Raw genomic sequence first — 24,415 nt, forward strand, 5'->3', positions numbered from 1 at the left:
CTGCAACTTGTCGTTTTTCTCTGTTCGTTCAGCTTTCGCAATCTTCCGGTAGGACCGTCCGCGCCCGGCTATCGTCGTGGCTCCGACGCGCTGGGGAGCGCGTCGCGAGTGGGGGGTTCCATTTCGCATGCCGCAGACCGTGGGCTACGCACCGGGGGTCTACGACCTCTTTCATGTCGGCCATCTCAATATCCTCAGACACGCCCGCAGCCAGTGCGACTATTTGGTGGCGGGGGTCGTCTCGGACGAGATGGCGGAGCTGGCCAAGGGCCGCGCACCGGTGGTGCCGCTGGTCGAGCGCCTGGAGATCGTCCGCAGCATCCGTTTTGTGGACGCGGCGTTCGTGGAGACCGTGCCGGACAAGCTGGAGACCTGGAAACAGGTCCGCTTCGATGTGATCTTCAAGGGCGACGACTGGCGCGGAACGCCGAAAGGGCACCGGCTGGAGCGCGACTTCGCGACGGTCGGTGTGGAGGTCGTCTACTTCCCCTACACCGTCCACACCTCCAGCACCCAGCTGCGGCGTGCCCTCGACGCGCTCGTCACGCCGGGCGTATCGCAGCCAGTTCCCGGAACCACTTCGCCATGAAGGCGACCAGGAACAGCCCGTGGGCGGCGAACAGCACGGCGTACGCGCCGAGGAACACCCGCTCCGCGCCGAGCAGCAGAAAGACCAGACAGAAGACGCCGTAGTCGACCGGCAGCAGTGCCACGGCCCGCAGGGAGGAAGGGGTCGCGGCGGACGGCGCCGAGGACTGCGCAGGGGCCGAAGAGGCCGCAGAAGGCGCGGCGGAGGGCTTCGGCTTGAGCTTGTCGGTGAGCAGTCCGCCGAAGAAGATCAGCACGGCCGCGAGCTGGAAGCCGATCGGCAGCAGCAGCCAACCGGGCCCCGGCACGTCAAAATATCGGTAAAAGGAAATCAGCACGGCCGCGTGCAGAGCGGTGATCTTCGCGCAGTCCACGACGTGGTCGAGCCACTCACCGGCCGCGCTGCTCTCTCTCCTCAGCCGGGCCAGCTGCCCGTCCGCGGAATCGAACGCGAAGCCGACGGCCAGCGCGAGGTATACGGCGACGGCAAGCGGCCAGGACGGGCGGGCGAGCGCCACCGCCGCCACGGCAGAAAAGCTGAAACCCCCACTGATCAGGGTGACTTGATTCGGCGTCAGTCCGACACGGTACGCCGCCGCGGCGAGCACGCGCCCGGCAGGCCGGTTGATGTGGCGTGAATACAGCGACACCCCCTTCGCCGTTTTCTGCGCGCCGCGCAGCTCTCTCAGAGCCGCACCGAAAGCCATGGTTTGAGCCATCATCCCCCCAGATGTCCCGCTCAGGGAAAAGCCCCGGCACAAAGGCACGATCATGATGTCACGCGGGTCCGACAACCGGCCCGGGCCGCGAACAGTGAGACCGGGGTCACTGGACCCGATGACCTCGAGGTCCGTGACGAGCTGTCCGGACGCTGACCGGTGTTCTGCTGGGGCTCCTCACGGCGGTGGTGATGGGCTGGCTGTTCTACCGCGGGCGCCCTGCGGATCATCTGTCGAAGTTCTTCACCTGGACCGGCGCACTGCTGGTGGTCGTCGCCGCGGGCGTCCTGGCGTACGGCTTCCACGATCTGCAGGAGGCGCGCTTCCTGCCGGGCCTGGGCACCAAGGCGTTCGACATCAGCGCCACGATCCCGCCGGACAGCTGGTACGGCACCCTGCTGAAGGGCACGGTGAACTTCCAGCCCGACCCCACGGTCTTGCAGGTCGTGGTCTGGACCCTGTATCTGGTCCCGACGCTCGCGCTCTTCTTCGCCCCGGGTAGGGTTGCGCCGATTCAAGCAGCCCCGAAGGAGCCCTCGAAGGAGTCCCAGCACGATGATACGGACGCCACGCAGGCTGCCGCGGGTGACGGCGTGCCTGTCGGCAGCGGCACTGCTGACGCTGACGGGGTGCATGACGGTGCACGGCGAGCGGGCGGTCATCCCGTCGGCGAGGAAGGCTGAGGCGGCCAAGGCCCTCGAACGCTTCACCACGACGTACAACAAGGCGTACCGCGAGGTGGATCCGGCCCTGATCTCCGATGTCGAGACGGGGCCGCTTCACGCCTTGGAGGAGCCCCGGCTCAAGGCACAGCGCGCCAACAGGCCGGACGGGAACCCCACCTTCCCCCCGCTGGAGCTGACGGACGCCAGGTACACGATCCCGAAACAGGCCGGGTGGCCGAAGTTCTTCCTCGCGGACACCGAAAGCAACCGGGACCGGGGCCGGAACCGCTGGCTGCTGGTCTTCACCCGCATCGCCGCCGCCGAGCCGTGGAAGGCCGCGTATCTGTCGATCCTCAGCAAGGACGAGGTCCCGGAGTTCGCGCAGGACAAGGACGGCTGGGCGAAGCCGGCCGGGGGCGGGAGCCTGGCCACGGACCCCCGTAGGCTGAGTCAGTCGTACACGGACTATCTGCGCAGCGGCGAGGGCCGGACCTTCGAGGACGGCCCGGCGACCTCGGGAGTCCGCGAGCAGCGCGAGGGCGAGCGGAAGACCCGTAACTACTGGACGGACTTCATCGACCAGCCCGCGCGCCCACCGCGGTATGTCCCCGTGGCGCTGCGCACGACGGACGGCGGGGCACTGGCCTTCTTCGCCGCGCACCATATGCAGAAGCAGACCATGGCCCAGGGCCTGCGGATCTCGAAGATCAAGGACGACACCGCCAACGCCCTGTTGGAGGGGAAGGCGGAGAAGACGCTCACCCTCGTGCGGATCTCCGAATCGGCGGTGAAGGTCCCGGCACGGAACGCGGCGGACGCATCGGACGGCCGGGTCGCCTTCCTGAACAGGCTGGAGGGCCTGACCGCCGCGCGGGGCGGCTGATGAGCATGGCCGGCCGTTTCCGGTGTCCGCGGACATCGGAGACGGTCGCCGTACCCGGCGCGCCACCTCGTACTCACCTGCCGAACATGAAGAGCCGCGCGGGCACGAACACGTCGTGGCCGGTGGCGAACCGGACCCGCACGCCGGTGGTCGTCCACTCGGTCGCCTTGATTCCGTCGGCGCCGAGAGAGGTATCGATGTCCAGGGAGTGCCCGTACGACAGGCCCGGGTCCCGGCCGATCGTCAAGCGGTAGGACTCCCGTCCTGACAAGGTGTGTTGGCGTATCAGCCCCACGTAGTGCTTCGACCGATCGTCGTAGGTCACTGTCGACGGCGCCCGGTCACGGTGGACCACCTCGGATCGTGGCCACCACAGTACGGTGAGCAACGAGGCGGTCAGGACGATGCCCGCCACCCCGCCGAGAACCATCGGGCCGAGACTCCTCACCCGGCGAGAACGGCCCGGCCGGTCGCGCGATGGGACTTCCCTCCGAAGCACGATGGTTCTCCTTCTCGGCTTCTCGGCGAAGTCAGGTCGTCGTGCAGCCGGGCGCGGGGATACGGAAAGGTACGAGGCGGCTTTTTCGCCACCTGACGACAGCTAGGACGCGCTGTCCGGCCAGCAGGTTCATCCGTCAGGGGCTTTGCGTGTGGCGCCCTCCGGCCACAGCACCCGCACAGGCACACCGCTCCGTTCGGCATACGCCACCACGTCCGCCGTACCCCCATATCCCCATGCGGGCTCGCCGTCCCAGACGGCCAGGAGTTCGTCGGCCAGGCCCACCAGAATCTCGCTCCCCGCCATGTGGGCAGCTGAGTCGGATGCGGTCATGCCGGTGTCGTGCACCTCGGACGCCCGGCGCATGAGGGCGTCGTAGATCGGCCAGTGGGACTGGGGCAAGCCGTCTCGGTACTGCGCGGCGGGGACGACGACTTCGAGCCGTCCACCGTGCTCCAACACGGCCTCGGCAAACCAGGCATCCGGCCCGTCGACGATGCATGAGATCCCGATCAGAGCGGAGGCGTCATGCTCTTGGACGACTGTCGCGAGCAACCGGCGCACGGCCCGCTCCACATCGCTGCTCAGCCCCCGGTGACCGGTGATCCCCACACGCATGGCACGGTCCCTCCTACAGGTAGACGCCGTGGAGGCGCTCATCGAATTCCCGTACAACCTTGGGTGGTGACGTCAAGACCAACGATCTGCGTACGGCGCGGGCTCGCTCCACGATGCGCCCGGATCGGTATTGGAGGCCAGTGTCCACGGCGCGCGACGCGAGGGCGAATGACGCCTCGATTCGTCCAGCTGCGAGATGGCCCGCGGCGAGATCCAGCATGACCAGGGCGCGCTGTTTGGGATGTCCAGTACCCAGCGCTTCCGAGTCGTCTGTCAGCACCCACTCCACAAGCCCCAGTTTTGCCCCGCAGGTGACCCGGCAGGCCGCCACCTTGACGCTGTCGAAAGGGAACACCCAAGGCCAAGGGGGTGCCTCTTCGGCGGATGGCCTCTCCGTCGTTGACCTGCTGCGGGTGAGAGCGCTGTCCGCCCCTCGTTGATCACCATTCGCGGCATGGGCGAGGGCTTCAACAGAGGACAGCCATGCATCAGCTACTGCGGGGCAGTCGGGTCCGAGGAAACGCCGGGCATTCCGGGCGAGATTGAGCGCTTGTGTCCCGTTACCGGAGTGCGCCTCGAACTGCGCGAGGCTGCCCGCCTGGTACGCGGCGAGGAGCGGATCACCGGCCGATCTTGCTGCCCGGATCGCCGACCCGTACCAGGAGCGGGCAGAACAGTTGTCGCCCATGTCCCAGGCTAGCCACCCAGCCAGACTGGCCGCTTCGCTGCCCACTGCGGCAATGCGGTTACGGCGCTGAGCGGTCTCCGCGTCCCGCGTCACGGTCTGGATCAGCCGGATATGAGACTGGACCGCCTCGGAAAGATCACGGGACGGTGTGGAACCGTCCAGTCGCCGGTAGGCGGAGGTGTTCAGTCGAAGGGCGGCGATCTGCCCGCCATCGAACTCGCCATCGCTGTGCGGCAGGGCGCCGAACACCGGCCGATCCGCGATCATCACCGATGTCCGCAACGGTGTGGAGTACATCCTGCGGCCCGTTCTGGGTCCTGGCGACTGGATCGCCGAGGATCCCCAGCGCCTCACCCTGGTACGCCACCGCACTGAGCGGAGCGCGCCATGAGCCCGGCACGGCGAACAGCAAGAAGCGGCACGGATGGAGGCCCCCATATGGCTATGGGGCCGTGGAATCCCTGCACCACATCCGCCATGTACCTAGGCCGAGGACGGCTGCCGGCCTCGTACCGGCAACGCCCCCGCGCCATGGCGGCCTGGCGCAACCTTGCCATCGGCGTCCCGCGCGTGCCACCGGACGCTGCACCATTGGATCCGCCCTACGCCGAAACGCCCGCGACAACCTACGGCCACTGGCCTTACTCGGCATCGCGAGCACGACCACGAACCAGACATCACGGCTTCACGCCGAACCCCTGACTTGGCGAGGCCGGCCCGTTCTGGGATATGCTTGACAGGAATCTCTGCGCCCGCCGGTCCTTGCTCGAGCAGTTCGACCGCACCGGCCACAATTCAATGGTGTCGCTCGAGATTGTGCCGCTCCCAGCGCCCGTCGTGCCCAGTCCATTCGCCGAGTGTACAAATCGGCATTCGACGAGTCCCGAGCCGAGTATCCGCAATCAAAAAAGGTATGTTTCGCAGACCTAACCTGCAACAGCAAGACCGGGGAGATGCCGGCGTTGCCACGAACACGACCGGCGCCACGCGCTGATTGATCGAGTTCGGTAGGCGGTCCGTCGCACGATTATCGTCGTGAGGGAGATCAGTTCCCATGGACCTCAACACCATCACCGAAGTCATCCGGCGACCGTCCGATCGGCCAGGCGTGGACTGGCGCGAAGGCGACGCCTGGCTCGCGGGCGGAACGTGGCTGTTCTCCGCGGAGCAGCCAAGCCTGCGCCGCCTGGTCGACCTGACAACATTGCGTTGGGATCCTGTTGTCCCGAGCGACGCGGGCCTCGAGATCGGCGCAACGTGCACCATCCGTGACCTGTATGCCTTTGCGCCGCCAGGTGACTGGATCGCGGGCGCCCTTTTCGCGAAGAGTTGCGAGGCGTTCTTGTCCTCGTTCAAGGTCTGGACCTCGGCGACGGTCGGCGGCAATATCTGCATGTCTTTGCCTGCCGGCCCAATGATCACGCTGACGGTCGCACTCGAGGCACAGTACGAACTGTGGGCTCCTGACGGGTCCGCGCGTATCGTCGATGCCCTCGACTTCGTGACCGGCAACAATCAGAACGTCCTTACTCCCGGGGAAATCTTGCGGCGCATCGACATTCCGGCGCACGCCCTGAGGAAACGCACCGCGGACCGCCGCTTCACGCTCACCCGCCTCGGCCGTTCGACGGTATTCCTCATCGGTACGCAAACGCCAGGAACGAGCGACCTGCTGCTCACCGTCACAGCCGGCACGACACGGCCTGTGCGCATTGCTTTCGACACCATGCCCGATGCCCGAACTCTGCAGCAGAGCATCGACGTCATCCCCGCCGACGTCTGGTTCGCCGATCCCAACGGGACCCCCGACCACCGTCGTCACCTGACACAGCACTTCGCCGAAGAGATTCGTCGCGAACTCATGGCTGGGGGCCCGGCATGACCTACATCGTGAACGGCAAGCGCTTCGACGAAGAACCGGACCCCGGCCAGTGCCTGCGTACTTTCCTCCGCTCACTGGGTCACTATGGCGTCAAAAAGGGGTGCGACGCAGGCGATTGCGGCGCATGCACCGTGTGGTTGGACGGCAATCCGGTACACAGCTGCATCACCCCTGCTTTCCGTGCAGACGGTCATGAGGTGACGACGATCGAGGGTCTCGGATCACCCGGCAACCTGCATCCAATGCAGCGACAGTTCCGCGACGCCCCGGGGTTCCAATGCGGTTTCTGCACCCCAGGGATGATCATGACGTCGGCAACGTTCACCGCAGCCCAGAAAGAGGACTTGCGACGGGCATTGAAGGGAAACCTCTGCCGCTGCACCGGCTATCGTGGGATCGAGGATGCCGTAAAGGGCGTGGCCGGCGTAGAGACAGCCGCGCCAGGAAAGGCCGTCGGCACGAGCGTCAGGGCGCCGGCAGCCAACGACGTGGTAACCGGCCGCGCCGAGTTCACGATGGACACCCACATCGAAGGGATGCTGCACCTCAAGGTGCTGCACTCACCACACGCGCACGCCCGGATCGTCTCGATCGACACGACCGCCGCACTCGCAGTTCCCGGCGTGCATCGGGTCTACACCTGGGAAGATGTGCCGCGCAAGCGTTTCACTACGGCGATCCACACCGACCATCTTGTCGATCCGGACGACACCTTCATCCTCGACAACACAGTCCGCTTCGTCGGCCAACGCGTCGTTGCGGTCCTGGCCGACACGGCCGGGGCGGCAGAAGAAGGCTGCCGAAGGGTGGACGTCGAATACGAGGTCATGCCGGCAGTATTCGACCCTGAAGAGGCAATGGCCGAGGGGGCGCCGCAGCTGCACGACGCGGACGATCCATTCGTCCGCGATCCCGTCCATAACATCCTGCTCGACTTCCATTCGCACATCGGTGATATCGACGCAGGGTTCGCCGAAGCCGACGTGGTCCACGAAGGCACATACTCGTCACCGCGAGTGCAACACGCGCATCTCGAGACCCACGGATCGATTGCCTGGATGGAGAACGGTCGTCTGAACGTCCGCACCAGTTCGCAGTCGCCGTCGATCGCGAAAGTCAAACTCGGGCATCTCTTCGCGCTGCGCCCGGACCAGCTCCGCGTGTTCTGCCAACGTGTCGGCGGCGGCTTCGGCGGGAAACAGGAAGTGATCTCGGAGGATCTGGTCGCGCTCGCCACCCTGGACACCGGGCGACCTGTCTGCTTCGAGTACACCCGCGAGGAGGAGTTCACCACGGCTTCGCCACGGCATCCGATGACGTTGACGGTCAAGCTCGGCGCGAAGGCAGACGGAAGGCTCACGGCGTTCCAGGTCCGCAATGTGTCGAACACGGGCGCCTACGGCAACCACGGCGGCGAAACGCTGTACGCAGGCGGCACTGCCGTCATGATCTACCGCTGCCCCAACAAGAAGTACGACGCGTTCTCCGTCTATACGAACACCATTCCGAGCGGGGCACTGCGCGGTTACGGGATGACGCAACCGGCGTTCGCCGTGGAATCAGCAATGCACGAACTGGCGCGCGCATTGCACATGGATCCGCTCGAACTGCGACGACGCAATATCGTGCGACCGGGTGATCCGCTCCTCGCCATGCATGAGGGCCCCGACGATGTGACGTTCACCGAAGACGGGCTCGCGAAGTGCATCGATCTCGTGGATGACGCCCTGGCCCGTACAGCCGATGAGCCGTCCCCGGGCCCCGAGTGGCTCGTCGGGGCCGGCGTCGCGAGTTCCTTGCACGAGACCGCGCCCCCGACCGAACACCTCTCCGAGGCCTGGGTCACGCTTGGCGACGACCTCATGTACGAGTTGGCCGTCGGAACAGTCGAATTCGGCGAGGGTACGTCGACCGCGCATGTCCAGATCGCGGCCAACCAGCTGGGCACGACGCCGTCGCGGATTCGCCTGGTGCAATCCGACACCGACCGCACGGGCTTCGACACCGGCGCCTTTGCGAGTGCCGGCCTTTTCGTGTCAGGCAACGCGGTACTTCGAGCGGCCAATGCGGTGCGCGACCGCATCCTGGAGTTCGCTTCCGCGCACACGGGTGTCCATCTCGTGATGTGCTCGATGGACGACGAGGGTGTCGTCTGCGGCGACCAGCGCGTGTCGTTGGCCGAGCTCGTCGCCTTGGCCCGAGCGCGCGGAATTCGATTCACCGCCGCCCGCAAGGCCTACGGTTCGCCCCGAAGCGTCATCTTCAATGCGCAGGGGTTCCGCATCGCCGTCCATCGGGTGACGGGTGAGATCCGTATCCTTTACAGCGTCCAGGCGACCGACGCCGGCGCAGTCATCAACCCCGCGCAAGTCCGGGGCCAGGTGGAGGGCGGTGTCGCCCAGGGCATCGGCTTCACGCTGACCGAGAATTACCAGGTCGACGCGGACGGTGTCATGGCCAATCCGAACTTCCGCAACTACCGCATCCCCACCTACGCCGACATCCCCCGCACCGACGTACTCCTGGTGAACTCGACGGATTCCGTCGGGCCCCTGCGGTCGAAGGGGATGGCGGAATGCTGTATCAACCCGGTGGCCCCCGCCTTGGCGAATGCGCTCCACGACGCCACAGGTGTCCGCTACCGCACGCTGCCCCTGACTCCGGAACGTATTTACAGCCGGCTCAACGAAAGCCAGTCGGTGCCGACGGCCTGAGCAACTGGACACCGAAATGCACCACCGGCAAAAGCACCACCGGCAGTGACAGCGTCGGCTACCGGCCCAGCGGCCAGGCGGGCGAGTGGTGGTCGTGGTTCCGGTTCTCGTCCGCGTACTGGGCGCAGGCGTCCGTCAGCGCCCCCAGCAGGGTGAGCGGGTCGGGCAGCGGCCGTTCGGGGCCGCGCAGCCACGCCACCCCGCCCTCGGCCGGAAGCCTCGCGGGGGGTACGAGCACATAGCTGCCGCGGCAATGCCAGCGCAGACCGGGGTGCTCGTCCATGGTCTCGGGGTGGCAGTCCAGCTCGCAGGGCCACCACTCGTCCTCGTCGTCCGGGGTGCCCCGGGTCGCGGTGAAGAACAGGACCCGGCCCTCCGGACCGTCCCCGCTCGCGGCCACCGGGCCCACATCCACGCCCTCTTTCTCCAGCCGCTCCAGCGCACTGCGCCCGGCTTCGGCGGGGACGTCGAGGACATCGTGGTTCATACCGGTGGCGGTGATGAAGTTGGCCTGCGGCTGCGCGTGCAGCCAGCGGCCGACCTGTTCGGCGTCGGTGGACGCCTGGGTCTGCCAGGCGAAGGAGACGGGGTGCCGGCCAGGGGTCGGACAGCCGATCCGGTCGCAGGAACAGCCGTAGCCGGAGGGGTACGCGGCCTGGGCCAGCGGGAACCCCGCGGCGGCGGCGGCCAGCAGCAGATCCTCGCGGCCGGCAGCGGCCGCGCCCGTGCCCGTACTACCACCCGTCCCGGTCCTCGGACGACGGCGCAGCCACTGGGAGAACCTGCCTTCGCGTTCCATCTATCCCCTCACTTCGACCGCTGTCCGATCAATGCTGCCACCATCTTCCTCCTCAGGGGGCCTCTGTCCGTATCCGGGGGCGCAGGACCGGACATCCATTGGACCGCTATGACAGGGCATACCCGGATATCCCGGCCTAGCGTTGTCTTCATGGTCACAAGGTCCCTGCTGGCGGGGGTCCTCTCGATATCCCTGTCGGGCCCGATCGTCCCGGTGGACTCCGTCGGGGGGATACGGACGGTGGACGGCTTGCCGGAGATCACCTACACCGCGCACCGCGGCGGTGCGCTGGAGGTACCGGAGAACAGCATCTCGGGCCTGTTCAGGGCGTTGGACGGCGGCACGGCCCAGGTAATCGACTTCGACACACGGATGCTCCGCGACGGCACGCCGGTGGTGATGCACGACGCGACGCTGGACCGTACGACCGATAGGACCGGCCCCGTACGCAGTCTCACCCGGCGGCAGTGGCGAACCGTACGGCTGCGGCCGCGGGGCGCACTGCGCCGCACCTGGCGGCCGGAGCCCCCGCCAACGGTGGCGGAGGTACTGGACCGCTTCGGCGGGAGGCGCGTACTCATGCTGGAGGCCAAGGATCCGCGAAGCCTTCCCGAACTCGCGCGGATGATCCACGCGCGGGGGCTCGCCCGCTCGGTGTTCGTGAACACCAACCGGCCGTGGCTGGCGCGGCGGGCCCACCGGCTGGGCCTGATGGCCCAGTTGTGGCGGTCGGCACGTCAGCTGCGCCACGACCGGCCCGAGCGGTGGCGCGACTTCGTGGCCCTGCTCGATGTGGATCACGAGGCACGCGACGAGGACCTGCGGCGGGCGGTGCGCTCCGGCATCCCGCGGGTCTGGGCGCACACGGTGAACACGCCGGCGGCACGCGACCGGGCCCTGCGGCTGGGCTGCAACGGCATCATCACGGACGCCCCGGCGCTGCTCGCCGCCACGCCGCCGGGACGGGGCTGACCGCACGCCCTTGCCTGCGGTGCGGCTGGTGCCCGGGGGCCGACACCGCGCACCCCGTACGCGTCGGCGGTACCGGCGCGCTACTCCGGCCGGGCAGGGCGGATACCGCGCAGCGTCTGATCCACAACGGTGTCCGCGAAGTCGTGGGTGAGTGGCCGGGTGCGCAGCATCCAGCGGTGGTAGAGGGGGCCGACCAGCATCTCCGTGGCCACCCGCGGGTCCACGCCCTCCGCGACCTGACCTGCGTCCCGGGCGGCCCGCAGCCGCTCCTCGTAGGCGGCGAGCCCCGGTTCGAGGATCCTGCCGGTCAGCTCCCTGGCGAGATCGGGGTCGTTCTGGCTCTCCGCGGTCAGCGCGCGGAAAGGCAGGTCGTACTTGGGGTCGTTGAGCTCGTCGACCGTGGCACGCAGCACGACTTTGAGGTCGGTTTCGAGGTCTCCGCTGTCAGGAAGGGTCGGGCCGTCCGTGTCCCCGCTCAGGGCGAGGAAGGAGTCGAAGAGCACGGCGGCCTTCGACGGCCACCAGCGGTAGATCGTCTGCTTGCCGACACCGGCGCGGGCCGCGATGGCCTCGATGGTCAGCTTGTTGAAGCCGACTTCGCCGACGAGTTCGAAGGCGGCATCGAGGATGGCGTGGCGGGAGCGTTCGCTGCGGCGGGTGGAATCAGGAGTTCGGGTCTCGGCCATGAGGGGAATCTATCATTTCGAGCCGAGACGTATCGTCTTGACAGGACGTAGCGTCTCGCGCAGACTCATGACAGTAAGGAGACGGACCGTCTCGACTCATCGAATGAAGGAGGCCTCATGCCCCGAGGAAGTGCAGGCAACATGCTGGGTGTCGGCGGTACCCGCAGCAATTTGTCCCGCTCGGCGCTGCGCGGCGGTGGGCGCGGAGGCTGGGGCGCGGGCGCCGGGACCGACCCGCAGGCCCAGAAGCGGGAGCTGCTGCTCAGGCTGAAGGCGGCCCGGGAGAACCCCGATGCTGCGGAGGCTTCCGTAGCAGGGGGTTCCGCCGACGCGGATTCCGTGGCGGACCCGGATTCCGCGAGGGGTGCCATCCCGTAGCCCGTGGGGATCCCGTAGCCGCTTCTCCGTAGCCGCTTCGGATTCCGTGGTCGAGCCGGAAATTCCGCCGTCGAAGGACCCATGAGGCCGACGATTCAGCGGCCCCGTCGTGAATCATCCGTACAGATCGCTGCGCGGCGGGGCCGCACGGTGGACCATGGATCGGGCGTGGACATATCACGTCCGCGCCCGATCCCACCGTGAGGAGACCTCCTTGCGCTCAGCCTTCAGTCCTCGCCGGTACCTGATGTGCCCACCCACGTACTTCAAGGTCACCTACTCCATCAACCCCTGGATGGACCCCTCCAAGCCAGTGGATCTGCCACTGGCTCTCGCGCAGTGGGAGGACCTGCGCGACCGCTACCGCGCCCTCGGCCACACCGTCGAGGTCCTGGCGCCGCGGCCCGACCTGCCGGACATGGTCTTCGCGGCGAACGGCGCGACCGTCGTGGACGGGCGTGTGCTGGGCGCCCGGTTCGCCCACCCGGAGCGCACGGCCGAGGCCGCCGTACACCGGGAGTGGTTCCGCTCCCACGGCTGGACCGAGGTCCAGGATCCCGTGCACATCAACGAGGGCGAGGGCGACTTCGCCGTCACCGACTCCTGGCTGCTGGCCGGGCGCGGCTTCCGCAGCAGCCCGCTGTCCCACCCGGAGGCACAGGAGTTCTTCGGGCGCCCGGTGATCGGTCTGGATCTGGTGGACCCCCGCTACTACCACCTCGATACGGCACTGTGCGTGCTCGGCGGAGAGGACGTCATGTACTACCCGGCCGCCTTCTCCCCCGGCAGCCGGGCCGTCCTCGAGCGGCTCTTCCCCGACGCCGTCATCGCCCGGGAGCGGGACGCCGCGTCGTTCGGTCTGAACGCGGTCTCCGACGGCCACCACGTGCTGCTGCCCCAAGCGGCGCTGGGCCTTTTCGAACCTCTGCGGGAGCGCGGCTACGAGCCGATCGGGATGGACCTCTCGGAGCTCCTGAAGGGTGGCGGCAGCGTCAAGTGCTGCACGATGGAGCTGCGTTCGGCCTAGCGACCGGGAGCGATTTGCCTCGCGCCGCTGCTGCGGGCGGCCGGGACCGGGGTCTCCCCGCGGGAGGACGGCCACCCTTCCGGGCCGCGCCGAGGCCCCGCGGGGGACGGCCGTGGGGCGGGGGGCAGGCGTTCCCGGGGGCGGTGTCACAGGGAGCGCGCGCCGAGCGGTGTCCCAGCGAAAGGTGTCATGCCGGGACGCTCCCGGGCCGGCGCCGAGCGGACGGTGCGCGCGCCGGCGGCTCGGCGCGCCCGTCTACTCCTCCTCCGGCCCGTCCGGTGGCGGCCACGCGCCGCCCCAGTCCACATCCCGTGCGGCGCGGTAGAGCGGACCCCGGCGCTTGGTCACCGTCGTACGGTGCAGCAGCCCGTCCGAGGCGCAGAGGTCCAGGAGAACTTGGCCCTTGCGCAGCTGGGGGCGGCGTACCACCCGGTTGTCCGCGGTCGCCGGGGGAAAGCGCACCGCCGCCACATAGCTGAACTTCTCGTCCTCGTACGGCAGCGAGCCGCCCTTCACCTGGCGGTGGAGCGAGGAGCGGCCCACCCGGGCCGCGAAGTGGCACCAGTCCGCGCCCGGCTCGATCGGGCACGCGTCGCTGTGGGGGCAGGGCGCCACCACCCGTAGGCCGGCCGCGATCAGCCGGTCCCGGGCCTCGATGATCCGCAGATAGCCGTCCGGCGTGCCCGGCTCGATCAGCACCACGGCCTGCGCCGCGCGCGCCGCCTCGTCGACCACCGCGTGCCGGTCCGTGCCGGTCAGTTCACCCAGCACATACGAGACGGTGACCAGGTCGGTGTCATCGGACAGTGCCGGCCCGCCGCCGATCGTCCGGCGGTGCCACCGCACGTTCCGCATCGCCGGATGCCCGGAGTCCTCCGCCAGCTGCCTGCCGACCGTGAGTGCGGGCTCCGACCAGTCCAGGACCGTCGTCCGGCGCTCCCCCTCCGGCCAGGTCGCGGCCACCGCCCAGGTGGCCGCACCGGTGCCGCCGCCCACATCCGCATGGCTCGCCGGGGACCACTCCGGCACCAGCTCCCGGAAGGCGCCGAGGGCGGACCGTACGGCCTCGAAGGTCGCGGGCATCCGGTACGCGGCGTACGCGGCGACATCGGAGCGGTCGCGCAGCACCGGCGCGTCGGTGGGGGTGCGTCCCCGGTAGTCGGCGATGAGCCGCTCGACGGCCCGGGCGGCCTGTCGCGGCGGCAGCCCGTCCAGCAGCCGCGCGAGCGCCGTCCGCAGCGCCTCGGGCACGGCGGCACTGGTGGGAAAGGGGTCGGGGGCGTGCATTCGAGGGAGTCTAGGCGGTCTCCGTGGTCCGGGCGCATCCGCGGGCAGCCGCCCGGCGAACCCGCGGAACGTACTCGCGGAACGTAGTCTGCGTGGCGAAACACCGGGCAGACCCGGACCGGTTCCCGACCGCACGGGTTCCCGACGGACGGCCCCAAGGTATCGGCCCGACGCGACCCCGCCCGGCCCGATCGGCTCGGCCCGATCAGCCGGCCCCGGCCCCGTCTCCGGCCCGATCGGCCCGGCTCGCTCAGCCGGGCTTGCTCAGCGCAGCCCGATCCGCCCGGCCCGGCTCAGCCCGGTCCCGTCCCCGGGCCCGCTCAGCGCAGGCTCACTCAGCAAAGCCCGACCGGACCGGCCCGATCAGCCGGGCCCCGGCCCCGTCCCCGGCCCGATCAGGAAGACCTGGTCGCGCTTCCCCGTGCAGGGCTCTCGGACCGCTTCCGCCGAGGCCGTCGTGTCGTCGCCGCGGATGCCCACGCACAGGTCGGTGCCCGACGCGAGGCGCAGCCGGTAGCCCTCGGAGGCGGACGCTCCGACCGGTTCGATCCGGAAGTGCTGGGCGGGTCTGCCGGCGGAGCAGTCGTCCCAGGGCTCCAGCGTGTCCTTGAGGGGGCCGCCGGCCACGACGGTGAGGCAGCCGACGCCCAACTCGGGGTGATGCCACTGGATGGAGTACAGCCCGTCACCGAGCGGCTTCAGATAGGTGCGGGGCGGGGTGGCCTGCGCGCAGGGGCGCTGGACGGCGATGGCGCGGTGGGATTCGCGGCCCGAGCGGTCGCGCCCCTCGGTCATGCAGAGATCAGGCGTACGGACCGGGCGGATGCGGGTGAAGCCCGCCGCGGGGGCGAACCCCGGTGCGTGTGCGGGACCGGGGTCGGGCGTGGCGGTGGGAGGGGCGATGGAGGGCGAGGAGGTTCCGCCGACCGGCCCGGTACGCGCCTCCTGGGCCCCGGACCCGGTACGTGCCGCAGATCCCTGCCCCGTACGTGCCCGCTGGTCCCCCGGCCCGTCGGGCAGCAGCATCCACGCCCCCGCGGCCAGCACGACGGCCGTGCCCAGGGCGGCGAGCAGAACCGGTGCCGGCTTCGGGCGCACGGATCGGGAGGGCGCCGCGGTGGCACCGTCGGCGGACATCCCCTCGGCCACCCGTACCGCCCCGGGGCCGGCGTCCGCGAGCGTCGCCTCCGACGCGTGTACGCCACCGGCGTCGAGTCGTTCCCTCGCCGCCAGCCAGGCGTCGAGCCGGGCTCCGTCCCCGCAGGCCCGGACGAGGGCGGCCACCAGCTCCCCGCGCGGCAGGGTCTGCCGCCGCAGGACGTCGGCGACCGTACTGCGGGCCAGTACGTCCCCGTGCCCGGCCGCCCGTTCCTCCAACTGACGGAAGGTGAGCCCCGACCGCTCCTTCAACGACCGCAGCATGGCGACGAACTCCGCCGCATCACGTGCCTCGTCCGGCCGTAACTCCCCCGGCTGCCTCATGGCGCCATTCTCGGTCCCGCCACTCCCGGGGGCAATTGCCAATCCCGCCATCCGCCCCCGACGAACGACCGTCTCCGCCCGCAACCCCGCAACGCCCTGCCCGCAGCCGCGCCCCGCATGCTCCCGGGCCCCGGATCCCGCTGCTGTCCGGACACCTTGACGTCAGTGGTTCCCGGACTGTTCCCGACGCCGGCCGTTCAACCGTCCCGCCGTCCCGCCGCGGCGGACCGTGCCGCGCGGGCGAGGTGGGTCGCGGCGGCCGCCCGCGGGGTGTTGTCGGCGGGTCGCCGGCGCGGATGGACGGTGTTGGCGAGCAGCACCAGAAAGGTGTCCGTGGCCCGGTCCAGTACCAGGCTCGTGCCGGTGAAGCCCGTGTGCCCGGCGGCGCCCCGTCCGGCCAGCTCGCCCATGAACCACGGCTGGTCCACCGCGAAGCCCAGCCCCGGCGGGGCCAGCAGCGCGTCCACCGACGCGGGGGCCAGGATGCGCGTGCCGCCGTACGCGCCGTCGTTCAGCAGGGCCCGGCACAGTACGGCCAGATCCCACGCCGTGGAGAAGAGACCGGCGTGGCCCGCGACGCCGCCCAGTGCATGGGCGTTCTCGTCGTGCACCTCGCCGCGCAGCATGCCCCGGTCGAGTTTGGCCCACGGCCGTCGCTGGTCCTCCGTCGCGGCCGCCACCCCGGCCGCGCCGGGCGGTGCGAACTCCGTCTCGGTCATCCCGAGCGGACCCGTGATGCCCTCCCGGACGAGCTCGTCCAGCGGTGCGCCCCCGGTCCTCTCCAGCACCACCTGGAGGGCGACCGGATTGAGGTCCGAGTAGAGGTGCCCGGACCCGGGGGCGGTGACCGGCGTGTCCTCCCACAGCATCGCCAGCTGCGCCGTGCGGCCCCGGCGTGTGTAAAAGGGGAGTTCGGGGCGCAGGCCCGAGGTGTGGGTGAGCAGCTGCCGTACGGTCACGCCCTCCTTGCCCGCGGCGGCGAACTCCGGCACATACGCGGCCACCGGCCGCTCCAGGTCCAGGGCGCCCCGCTCCACCTGCTGCACCGCCACGACGGCGGTGCAGAGCTTCGTCAGCGAGGCCAGGTCGAAGAGGGTGCCGGTGCGCATCGGCACGCGCTGCTCGCTCGGCAGCTCGACGCCGCGGTCGCCGGTCTCGTCGTACGCGGCGTAGCGCACGGCCCAGCCGACCGCCTGTTCGACGGCGACGACCGGCCCCCGTCCGGCGAGCACGACCGCGCCCGCGCACCACGGGTGTTCCCCTTCGGGGAGCCGCCGTACCTCGCGGACGAGCAGTTGCAGCTCCGCCGCGTCGAGACCTGCCCGCGCCGGGGTTCCGGCGTGCAGTGTCGGGGTGCTCAGTGCTCCACTCCCTCCTCGCGCTCCCCGTTGTCCGGCCCGTCCGTCGTCTCCGGCCCGGCGAGGTGCTCCCGGTGCTGCCAGGGGCGGCTCAGCCCCAGGAAGCAGACCACAGCCGCCAGCGCGCAGCCCACCTGGACGAGCGCCATGGGCACCGCCGTGTCCTCACCCGCGACGCCCACCAGCGGCGAGGCGATGGCCCCGATGAGGAAGGAGGCGGTGCCGAGCAGCGCGGAGGCGGAACCCGCGGCGTGCGGGGTTCGCATCAGCGCCTGCGCGTTGGTGTTCGGCATCGTCAGGCCCATCGCCGCCATCAGGACGAACAGCCCCGCGGCGATCGGAGCCAGCCCGACCGCGCCGAACACCCCCGAGGCCATCAGCAGCAGCGCCACCGCCGCCGCCATGATCACCGCGAGTCCGGCGGACAGCGCCTTGTCGAGGCTGACCCGGCCCACGAGCACCTTGCCGTTGAGCTGGCCCACCGCGACCAGGCCGATCGAGTTGAGGCCGAAGAGCAGGCCGTACGTCTGCGGCGAGGCGCCGTAGATCTCCTGGACGACGAACGGCGAGGCGGAGACATAGGCGAAGAGCGCCGCGAAGGCGAAGCCGCCCGCGAGCATGTAGCCGGTGAACACCCGGTCGGCCAGCAGCCCGCGCATGGTCCGCAGTGCCGCCCCGAGCCCTCCGCTCTGCCGCCGCTCCGGCGGCAGGGTCTCCCGGAGACCGCGGACGACCACCAGGGTGAGCAGCAGGCCGATGGCCGTCAGGGTGTAGAAGACACCACGCCAGTCCGTGATCTGCAGCACCTGGCCCCCGATGAGAGGGGCGACGACCGGGGCGACGCCCGAGATCAGCATCAGTGTGGAGAAGAACCGGGCCATCGCGACACCGTCGTACAGGTCGCGGACGACCGCCCGTGCGATCACGATGCCGGCGGCTCCGGCCAGCCCCTGCAACAGCCGGAAGGAGATGAGGATTTCGGCGGTGGACGCGAAGGCGCACGCGGCGGTGGCGAGGACGTACATCACCATGCCGGCGATGAGCGGGCGGCGGCGGCCCCACCGGTCACTCATCGGGCCGACGACCAGCTGGCCCAGCGCCATGCCCGCGAGACAGGCGGTCAGCGTCAGTTGGACGGTCGCGGCGGGGCTGTGCAGCGCCTCGGTGACGTCGGGCAGGGCCGGGAGGTACATGTCCATGGACAGCGGCGGCAGAGCCGTCAGCCCGCCGAGGACGAGGGTGATGACCAGCGCCGCGGGACCTCCCGGCCGTCCGCCGTGGGGGACGCTCCCGGCGGCGGGGCCGGACTGCTGCAGGGGGATCTGCTCCGGTCGGATCGGGCCGGTCTCCGGCATACGGCTCTCCACGTTTCGTTGAATCCTTACCATGCTCTCAGCAATGACGACTGGTCGATATCGGCTGGGGGCCGCTGTGCGAGACGATCGGGTGCGCTGGGGAATCCTGGGGACGGGCGGTATCGCGTCGTCCTTCACCGCTCAACTGCTGGAGTTGCCGGACGCCGAGGTGGTAGCGGTCGGCTCGCGCAACCTCGCCACGGCCATGGGGTTCGCCGAACGGTTCGGCATATCGCGGGCGTACGGGAGCTGGGCGGAGCTCGCCGCGGACGAGGGCGTGGACGTGGTGTACGTCGCCGTCCCGCACTCCGCGCACCGCGCCGCGGCCGGGCTGTGCCTGGAGGCGGGCCGGGCGGTGCTGTGCGAGAAGGCGTTCACGCTCAACGCCCGCGAGGCGGTCGAGCTGGTGGAACTGGCGCGCGAGCGCCGCCGCTTCATGATGGAAGCGATGTGGAGCTACTGCAACCCGGTGATGCGCCGCATGGTGGAGCTCGTACGGGACGGGGCGATCGGCGAGGTCCGCACGGTCCACGCCGACTACGGGCTGCCCGGGCCGTACGACCCCACGCACCGGCTGCGCGACCCGGCACAGGGCGGCGGCGCGACCCTCGATCTGGGTGTCTATCCGGTGGCCCTGGCCCACTTGGTCCTCGGTGAGCCGTCGGAGGTACAGGGACGGGCGGAGCTCACACCGGAGGGGGTCGACGCGAACACCGGCATGCTGCTGGGCTGGGACTCCGGCGCGGTGGCGCTGCTGAGCTGCTCGATCACCGCGGATACGCCGATGACGGCGGCGGTGACCGGGTCGGCGGGCCGTATCGAGTTCCCGCGCGGCTTCTTCTACCCCGAGCGGTTCGTGCTGCACCGGCCGGGGCGTGAGGCGGAGGAGATCGCCCTGGAGGGCCGCCGGAACAGTCTGCGGCACGAGGCGATGGAGGTGATGCGCTGCCTGCGGGCGGGCGAGACGGAGTCGCCGCTGGTGCCGCTGGACGGCAGCCTCGCCGTGATGCGCACGCTGGACGCGGTCCGCGACCGTATCGGTGTGCGGTATCCCGGAGAGGAGTAAGGCCCCGTCCGGCCCCGGCCCGTCGGCCGTTGGGCCCCTGGTGACCCGGCCCGGGGAAGGGGCGGCTCGCGGCTTCGGGACGGCGCCTGCGCCTGATCGAGTGAGGCCCCCGTGTTGCCGGGGAGGACGGGAGTGAGGGGGCGCGCCTCCGTGCGAGGCTCGAAGCGTGATCGAGCCCGAAACGGAGGCAATCATGCCGTGTGTCGATGGGGCGGCGGACGGTCGGGGACACGGGTTCGGTGCCGGGCGCGCCCTGCGGGTGCCGGTGCCGGCCGTTGTGCTGGCCCTGGCCTGCGGCTGCGCGGGAGGTTCCGCTTCGGCCCCGGGTGACGAGCCGTCGGGGAGCCCTGTCGCGACGGTTTCCCCGGGGTCCTCCGGCGCCGGTTCGCCCAACGAGATCAACTTTCCCAGGGTTTCTGTGGGCGAGTCCTCCGACGCCACGGTCGAGGCACGCAACGCGACCGGCAAACCGTGGATGGACGCGTCGGCGAATCTCGCCGGCTCCGCGTCCGGGCCGGACGGGGAACGGCCGTCGGACCGGGACCGGACGGCGGGCAGGGACGGGACGACGGGCGGGAAGGGGCCGGCAGACGGGGACCGGCCGGCGGTCGCCCGCGCCGCGGAGCGGTCCACGTACCGGATCGTCGAGGACGGGTGCCGGGGCAAGGACGTACCGCGCGGCGGGTCGTGCCTGATCACCATGCGCTTCACTCGCGGAACGGGCGCCGCCCGGGTCGACTTGCTCATCGAGACCGACGCGGGAACCTTTCGGACATCCATCAAGGCTTCGGCGGCGACCACCTCGTCACCACGGCCGCCCACCGCCACGCCCTCCGCGACCCGGGACTCGACCCCGACGCTCACCCCCACGGCAGGACCGACGTCCCCCCTCCCGGCCACACCGACCACGTCGCCCCCGGCGGACATCACCACTCCCGCCGACCCCGGCATCACCGAGCCGCCGCCGGACCCGGGAGTCACCTGACGTCCCCGTCAAGGCCTTATGACGTACCCCATACGTGGACACGGATGCTGTCGTCGTCCCGGAGCACGAAAGTCGGGGACCGCTTTCCCTGAGACGACTCGGGAACCAGGAAATACTGCGCCTTGGATTTGGCGAGAATACGGAATCCCGTACAGGTGTAGCGATACGGGTCGTGCCCGGCTCCGAATTTCCGGCAGCCGCCCGGGGCATGCGGAAGGGGCTGCCGGGAATGGATCATGATCGGGGTCATTCGGCTGAAGCCCTCCACCGTGTCCTGGCTGGCCTCCGCTCTCCCCGCCAGATCCGCGTACCGCGCCATGTCGAAGAACACGACCATCGCCACCAGCGCGACGAGCAGACCGTTCGCGACGGCCCGGAGCCGTTCACGGCGACGGCTGGAACCGCGGCGCAGATACAGGGCGAGCACCACCAGAATCGCGCCCAGGGCCACGATGAGCGGGGGAAGCAGGGCCCGCGGCCAGCCGGGGGCGAGGCGCAGCAGTACCGCCTCCTGCCACCAGCGCGGCCGGAGAAAAACCGGAAATCCCAGAAGGAGCAGGACAATGCCCGCGGCGGTGAGCCCCCAGAAGACCTGACGCCGCAGATCCTCCATTCCGCGCAGGGAGAGCCGGCTGTCCAGAAAGGCGAACAGAAGCAGGCCGGAGAGTCCCAGGAACATGAGGATGAGCAGCGGGAGGAAGATCGCTGTGGGGCTTCCCAGGACATGGTCCTGCGGGGAGAGTTGCAAGTCGCCGACCCGGACGCCGAAATAGGCGTAATAGGCGCTCCGGTACGTGCTGCCGAAGTAGTACAGCAGCGCGAACACGACCGTCCCAGGGGTTACCACATAGGCGGCCTTCTCCAGGAACGACTTGCCTTTGGGTGGCCCCTCGCCCGGATCGCTCCGTCGAGCGGGAACGCGCGCCGTCACGTGAGGTCCAACCCTTCCCTGCCTCGGTTCCGACCGAATGCCTGTCAGGGTCCCGTGGCGCGGTGCGCCGGGCGGGCGCCCTACCCCGCGTGACCTGCGGCAGCGACGGCGCAGCGGCGTACGGCACCCGCTTCGCTGTCGGTAGGGGAACGCTAACCCGCCGCCCCCGGCCCCGCCAGCCGGGCACCTCCGAACGCCGTGCTGCCATACGGGCGATGGGCCGACGGCACCCCCTGCGACGGCCACAGGCCCCCGCAGGGGCCCACGGCCGTGCCGGCGCCTCTCAGCGCATCTCCGTGGGGGTCGGTGGCAGGTCAGTGGGCGTCAGGCCGGCTTGAGGCCCGGCGATCCCGCCTCGCTGACGAACGAGGCCGCTGTCGTCAGCGGTGCTCCCGGTGTGGTGACCGCCTGGACCGTCTTGAAGTCCGCGCGGACGGCGTCCGTGCCCAGCGTGGCCGTCACATAGCCGCGGCGGCCGTTGTACCACTTCATATGGGGGTTCGCCGCCATGTACGTCGACCAGTTGGCGGGCTTGTCGGCGCCGTCCTTGCCGCTGGCGATCGATGTGGTGACCAGCTCCGTGCCGACCGTGGGGGAGTCCGGGTCGTCGAAGTCCCGCTTGATGTCCAGTCCGTAGCTCACATGGACGTCCCCGGTGAGGACGAGGAGGTTGTCGACCCCCGCCGCCTCCGCTCCCGCCAGCACCCGTGCGCGCGAGGCCGGGTAGCCGTCCCAGGAGTCCATGCTCAGCTTGTAGTCCTCGGCGGTGGTGCTGCGGCGCCGGGCGAAGGTGACCTGTTGCGGAACGACGTTCCACAGGGCGTCCGAGCCACGCCAGCCGTCGATCAGCCAGCGCTCCTGCGTGGCGCCGGTCAGGGTGCGCGACGGGTCCTCGGACTCCGGGCCGGGGACCTTCCAGCCGTCGCCGTAGGCCTGGTCCGAGCGGTACTGGCGGGTGTCGAGGATGTCGAACTGGGCGAGCCGGCCGAACGTCAGGCGCCGGTAGAGCCGCATGTCGGGGCCGTTCGGCTGCTGCGGCCGGCGCAGCGGCTGGTTCTCCCAGTACGCGCGGTAGGCGGCCGCCCGGCGGACCAGGAACTCCTCCGGCGGGGCCTGGTTCTCGGAGATCTCGTCCGCGTAGTTGTTCTCGGTCTCGTGGTCGTCCCAGGTGACGACGAAGGGGTGCGCGGCGTGTGCCGCCATCAGGTCCGGGTCGGTCTTGTAGAGGGCGTAGCGCAGCCGGTAGTCCTCGAGGGTGACCGTCTCGCGGTTGTAGTGGGCGGGGAGCGTGCGGTCGGTGTACGCGCGGGTGCCGCCGGCCGCGTCGACCGCGTACTCGTAGATGTAGTCGCCGAGGTGGAAGACGACATCGAGGTCCTCGCCCGCGAGGTGTTCGTACGCGGTGAAGTAGCCGTCGTGATAGGCCTGGCAGGAGACGGCGGCGAGGCGCAGCTCGTTCAGCCGGGCGCCGGTCGAGGGCGCGGTACGGGTGCGGCCGACCGGGCTGATCCACTGGCCCGCCCGGAAGCGGTAGTAGAGGACACGGTCGGCATCGAGACCGTCGGCCTCGACGTGCACGGTGTGGTTGAACTCGGGGTGGGCGGTGGCACTGCCGCGCCGGACGACGCGAGTGAAGCGCTCGTCGCGGGCTATCTCCCACTGGACGGCGATACGGGCGCCCGGCAGGCCGCCGCCGGTCTCGTACGGCTTGGGGGCGAGCCGGGTCCACAGCACGACGGAGCCGGGCTGCGGGTCACCGGAGGCGACCCCGAGGGTGAACGGGTCGTCGGTGATCGCCTTGCGGGCGTCGGCCTCGGCGGCCTCGGCGCTGCCCGGCAGATTGGTGGCGAAGGCGAGCGCGGCGGCGGCTCCGGTGACGGTGAGGAAGCGACGCCGGCCCAGGTGTGCGGCGGCGGCCCGAAGCTCCTGCTGATGCTGGTATGTCATCTGCCCCTCCCCTGACGGGTGTTGTCCCTGGGAATTGCAGTGACGGGGAACGGCGATGTGTTGTCGCGAGCACAACACACACATGGCGAGTCGATGAGCTTCGCGTCCTGATGGGACTTTCGGGGGCAATCCGTCGACGCCGCTCACTCCGCGGCCGGGGACGGAGAGCCCAACGGCGCGCCGAGGGGCCGCCCAAGCCCTCGCCGGGCCGACGCCCCCCGGGCAGCGGACCTCCACGCCGATGACGCGGTCGCGCTGGGGACGGTGGTGGACGCTGCGGCTACGGCCGGACTGTACTGCATACGGAGTCCCTGCCACGCCGGAGGCGAAGTCCGGTACGCGACGGTGGCGACGACCCCCGTGCCGTACACCGCGCGTGGCTGAGTTCGACCATTTGGCGGGCTATTTCGACTGATCGGGGCAATCCACGCACCAAGCCGCTTGTCGGGCGTTACCTTGCCGCTCATGCTCTCCAGGCACAACCCGCCGGAGCCCTCCCCGGAGGCGCGTCCGCCGGCTGCACCCACCCCCACGCCCCAGCCGTCCGGCGAGTCCGTGGTCTGGCCACCGCCCGCCCCGGGCGATCTCCTCGCAGAACAGTGCGCGGACTCCCTCCCCGAGCCGGAACCGCACGGGCTCCCGCCCCAGTTCGCCCCACCGGACGTACCGACAGCCGCTCTGGCCGAGGGCACCCCGGAGGCAGAGGCGGAGGCGGGGCCGGGCCCCGTGTCCGCCGCTGTCTCCGGTCCTCGACCGGCCGCCCCCGCGTCCGCGGCGCGACCGGCATCCCTCACGTCCGCGGCGCGACCTGCTGCCCTGTCACCCGGCTCCGGGATCCGACCGACGGCCTCCGCCGCTGCCCCTTCCTCCGCCTCCGGGACACGAC

General features: G+C 70.2%; 21 protein-coding genes and 1 pseudogene. 10 read left to right on the forward strand and 12 right to left on the reverse strand.

Going from position 1 to position 24,415, the window contains the following annotated elements:
* Positions 1-127: 127 nt before the first annotated feature.
* The gene (locus ACTWQE_RS17075) at positions 128-589 is read left to right on the forward strand and encodes an adenylyltransferase/cytidyltransferase family protein (protein ID WP_443329804.1); all 462 of its coding nucleotides are present in this window, start codon (positions 128-130) and stop codon (positions 587-589) included.
* Here the strand turns inward: ACTWQE_RS17075 and ACTWQE_RS17080 are convergent.
* Positions 543-1,295 (reverse strand): CDP-alcohol phosphatidyltransferase family protein, encoded by a 753-nt coding sequence (locus ACTWQE_RS17080; RefSeq protein WP_443329805.1) that lies wholly within the window; start codon positions 1,293-1,295, stop codon positions 543-545. The genes ACTWQE_RS17075 and ACTWQE_RS17080 overlap by 47 nt on opposite strands.
* A gap of 164 nt (positions 1,296-1,459) precedes the next feature.
* Between ACTWQE_RS17080 and ACTWQE_RS17085 the strand changes: the two are divergent.
* A pseudogene (locus ACTWQE_RS17085) lies at positions 1,460-1,990 on the forward strand (FTR1 family iron permease); the annotation flags it as partial.
* Complete coding sequence (locus tag ACTWQE_RS17090) at positions 1,941-2,855, forward strand: hypothetical protein (RefSeq protein ID WP_443329806.1); 915 nt, start codon at positions 1,941-1,943, stop codon at positions 2,853-2,855. The pseudogene ACTWQE_RS17085 and the gene ACTWQE_RS17090, both read left to right, overlap by 50 nt.
* 73 nt (positions 2,856-2,928) lie before the next feature.
* On the opposite strand, the gene ACTWQE_RS17095 is transcribed toward ACTWQE_RS17090, so the two are convergent.
* The 3 genes from ACTWQE_RS17095 to ACTWQE_RS17105 form a co-directional block, all read right to left on the reverse strand.
* Positions 2,929-3,285, reverse strand: coding sequence for a hypothetical protein (locus tag ACTWQE_RS17095; RefSeq protein ID WP_443329807.1), 357 nt, complete (start codon positions 3,283-3,285; stop codon positions 2,929-2,931).
* A gap of 198 nt (positions 3,286-3,483) precedes the next feature.
* Positions 3,484-3,972 (reverse strand): hypothetical protein, encoded by a 489-nt coding sequence (locus tag ACTWQE_RS17100; protein ID WP_443329808.1) that lies wholly within the window; start codon positions 3,970-3,972, stop codon positions 3,484-3,486.
* 13 nt (positions 3,973-3,985) lie between these two features.
* Positions 3,986-4,957 carry a hypothetical protein gene (locus ACTWQE_RS17105; protein WP_443329809.1) on the reverse strand — a complete coding sequence of 324 codons (972 nt, stop codon included), beginning with the start codon at positions 4,955-4,957 and terminating at the stop codon, positions 3,986-3,988.
* A 757-nt stretch (positions 4,958-5,714) separates the two neighbouring features.
* Between ACTWQE_RS17105 and ACTWQE_RS17110 the strand changes: the two genes are divergently transcribed.
* Both ACTWQE_RS17110 and ACTWQE_RS17115 read left to right on the forward strand, forming a co-directional pair.
* Entirely contained in the window at positions 5,715-6,542 is an 828-nt protein-coding gene (locus ACTWQE_RS17110; protein WP_443329810.1) for an FAD binding domain-containing protein, read from the forward strand.
* The gene (locus ACTWQE_RS17115) at positions 6,539-9,256 is read left to right on the forward strand and encodes a molybdopterin-dependent oxidoreductase (protein ID WP_443329811.1); all 2,718 of its coding nucleotides are present in this window, start codon (positions 6,539-6,541) and stop codon (positions 9,254-9,256) included. The genes ACTWQE_RS17110 and ACTWQE_RS17115 overlap by 4 nt, the downstream gene beginning before the upstream one ends.
* Before the next feature lie 58 nt (positions 9,257-9,314).
* Here the strand turns inward: ACTWQE_RS17115 and ACTWQE_RS17120 are convergent, their stop codons facing one another.
* A complete protein-coding gene (locus tag ACTWQE_RS17120) occupies positions 9,315-10,055 on the reverse strand; it encodes a bifunctional DNA primase/polymerase (protein WP_443329812.1) in 741 nt (246 codons plus the stop codon).
* Positions 10,056-10,205: 150 nt separating this feature from the next.
* Between ACTWQE_RS17120 and ACTWQE_RS17125 the strand changes: the two genes are divergently transcribed.
* Entirely contained in the window at positions 10,206-11,027 is an 822-nt protein-coding gene (locus ACTWQE_RS17125) for a glycerophosphodiester phosphodiesterase (RefSeq protein ID WP_443329813.1), read from the forward strand.
* Positions 11,028-11,107: 80 nt separating this feature from the next.
* Here ACTWQE_RS17125 and ACTWQE_RS17130 read toward each other — a convergent pair whose 3' ends face one another.
* Positions 11,108-11,713 carry a TetR/AcrR family transcriptional regulator gene (locus ACTWQE_RS17130; protein WP_443329814.1) on the reverse strand — a complete coding sequence of 202 codons (606 nt, stop codon included), beginning with the start codon at positions 11,711-11,713 and terminating at the stop codon, positions 11,108-11,110.
* A 117-nt stretch (positions 11,714-11,830) separates the two neighbouring features.
* Between ACTWQE_RS17130 and ACTWQE_RS17135 the strand changes: the two genes are divergently transcribed.
* Positions 11,831-12,091, forward strand: a complete 261-nt coding sequence (locus ACTWQE_RS17135) for a DUF6243 family protein (RefSeq protein WP_443329815.1) — start codon at positions 11,831-11,833, stop codon at positions 12,089-12,091.
* Positions 12,092-12,248: 157 nt separating this feature from the next.
* Positions 12,249-13,118, forward strand: a complete 870-nt coding sequence (gene ddaH, locus ACTWQE_RS17140) for a dimethylargininase (protein WP_443329816.1) — start codon at positions 12,249-12,251, stop codon at positions 13,116-13,118.
* A gap of 255 nt (positions 13,119-13,373) precedes the next feature.
* Here ddaH and ACTWQE_RS17145 read toward each other — a convergent pair whose 3' ends face one another.
* The 4 genes from ACTWQE_RS17145 to ACTWQE_RS17160 form a co-directional block, all read right to left on the reverse strand.
* Positions 13,374-14,405 (reverse strand): small ribosomal subunit Rsm22 family protein, encoded by a 1,032-nt coding sequence (locus ACTWQE_RS17145; protein ID WP_443329817.1) that lies wholly within the window; start codon positions 14,403-14,405, stop codon positions 13,374-13,376.
* Between the two features lie 363 nt (positions 14,406-14,768).
* Positions 14,769-15,887: a helix-turn-helix domain-containing protein gene (locus ACTWQE_RS17150; protein ID WP_443329818.1), complete on the reverse strand. Its 1,119-nt coding sequence runs from the start codon at positions 15,885-15,887 to the stop codon at positions 14,769-14,771.
* A 197-nt stretch (positions 15,888-16,084) separates the two neighbouring features.
* Entirely contained in the window at positions 16,085-17,233 is a 1,149-nt protein-coding gene (locus ACTWQE_RS17155) for a serine hydrolase domain-containing protein (protein ID WP_443329824.1), read from the reverse strand.
* A gap of 11 nt (positions 17,234-17,244) precedes the next feature.
* Positions 17,245-18,600 carry a Bcr/CflA family multidrug efflux MFS transporter gene (locus ACTWQE_RS17160; RefSeq protein ID WP_443329825.1) on the reverse strand — a complete coding sequence of 452 codons (1,356 nt, stop codon included), beginning with the start codon at positions 18,598-18,600 and terminating at the stop codon, positions 17,245-17,247.
* A 43-nt stretch (positions 18,601-18,643) separates the two neighbouring features.
* Here ACTWQE_RS17160 and ACTWQE_RS17165 point away from each other — a divergent pair, with 43 nt between their 5' ends.
* Together ACTWQE_RS17165 and ACTWQE_RS17170 are read left to right on the forward strand one after the other, a co-directional pair.
* A complete protein-coding gene (locus ACTWQE_RS17165) occupies positions 18,644-19,666 on the forward strand; it encodes a Gfo/Idh/MocA family protein (protein WP_443329819.1) in 1,023 nt (340 codons plus the stop codon).
* A 193-nt stretch (positions 19,667-19,859) separates the two neighbouring features.
* Positions 19,860-20,651: a hypothetical protein gene (locus tag ACTWQE_RS17170; protein ID WP_443329820.1), complete on the forward strand. Its 792-nt coding sequence runs from the start codon at positions 19,860-19,862 to the stop codon at positions 20,649-20,651.
* A gap of 16 nt (positions 20,652-20,667) precedes the next feature.
* Here ACTWQE_RS17170 and ACTWQE_RS17175 read toward each other — a convergent pair whose 3' ends face one another.
* Entirely contained in the window at positions 20,668-21,582 is a 915-nt protein-coding gene (locus ACTWQE_RS17175) for a hypothetical protein (protein WP_443329821.1), read from the reverse strand.
* 324 nt (positions 21,583-21,906) lie between these two features.
* Positions 21,907-23,529: an alkaline phosphatase D family protein gene (locus ACTWQE_RS17180; RefSeq protein ID WP_443329822.1), complete on the reverse strand. Its 1,623-nt coding sequence runs from the start codon at positions 23,527-23,529 to the stop codon at positions 21,907-21,909.
* Between the last annotated feature and the right edge of the window lie 886 nt (positions 23,530-24,415).

It is taken from the genome of Streptomyces sp. 8N706, from assembly GCF_052245415.1.
In the GTDB taxonomy this organism is placed as follows: domain Bacteria; phylum Actinomycetota; class Actinomycetes; order Streptomycetales; family Streptomycetaceae; genus Streptomyces.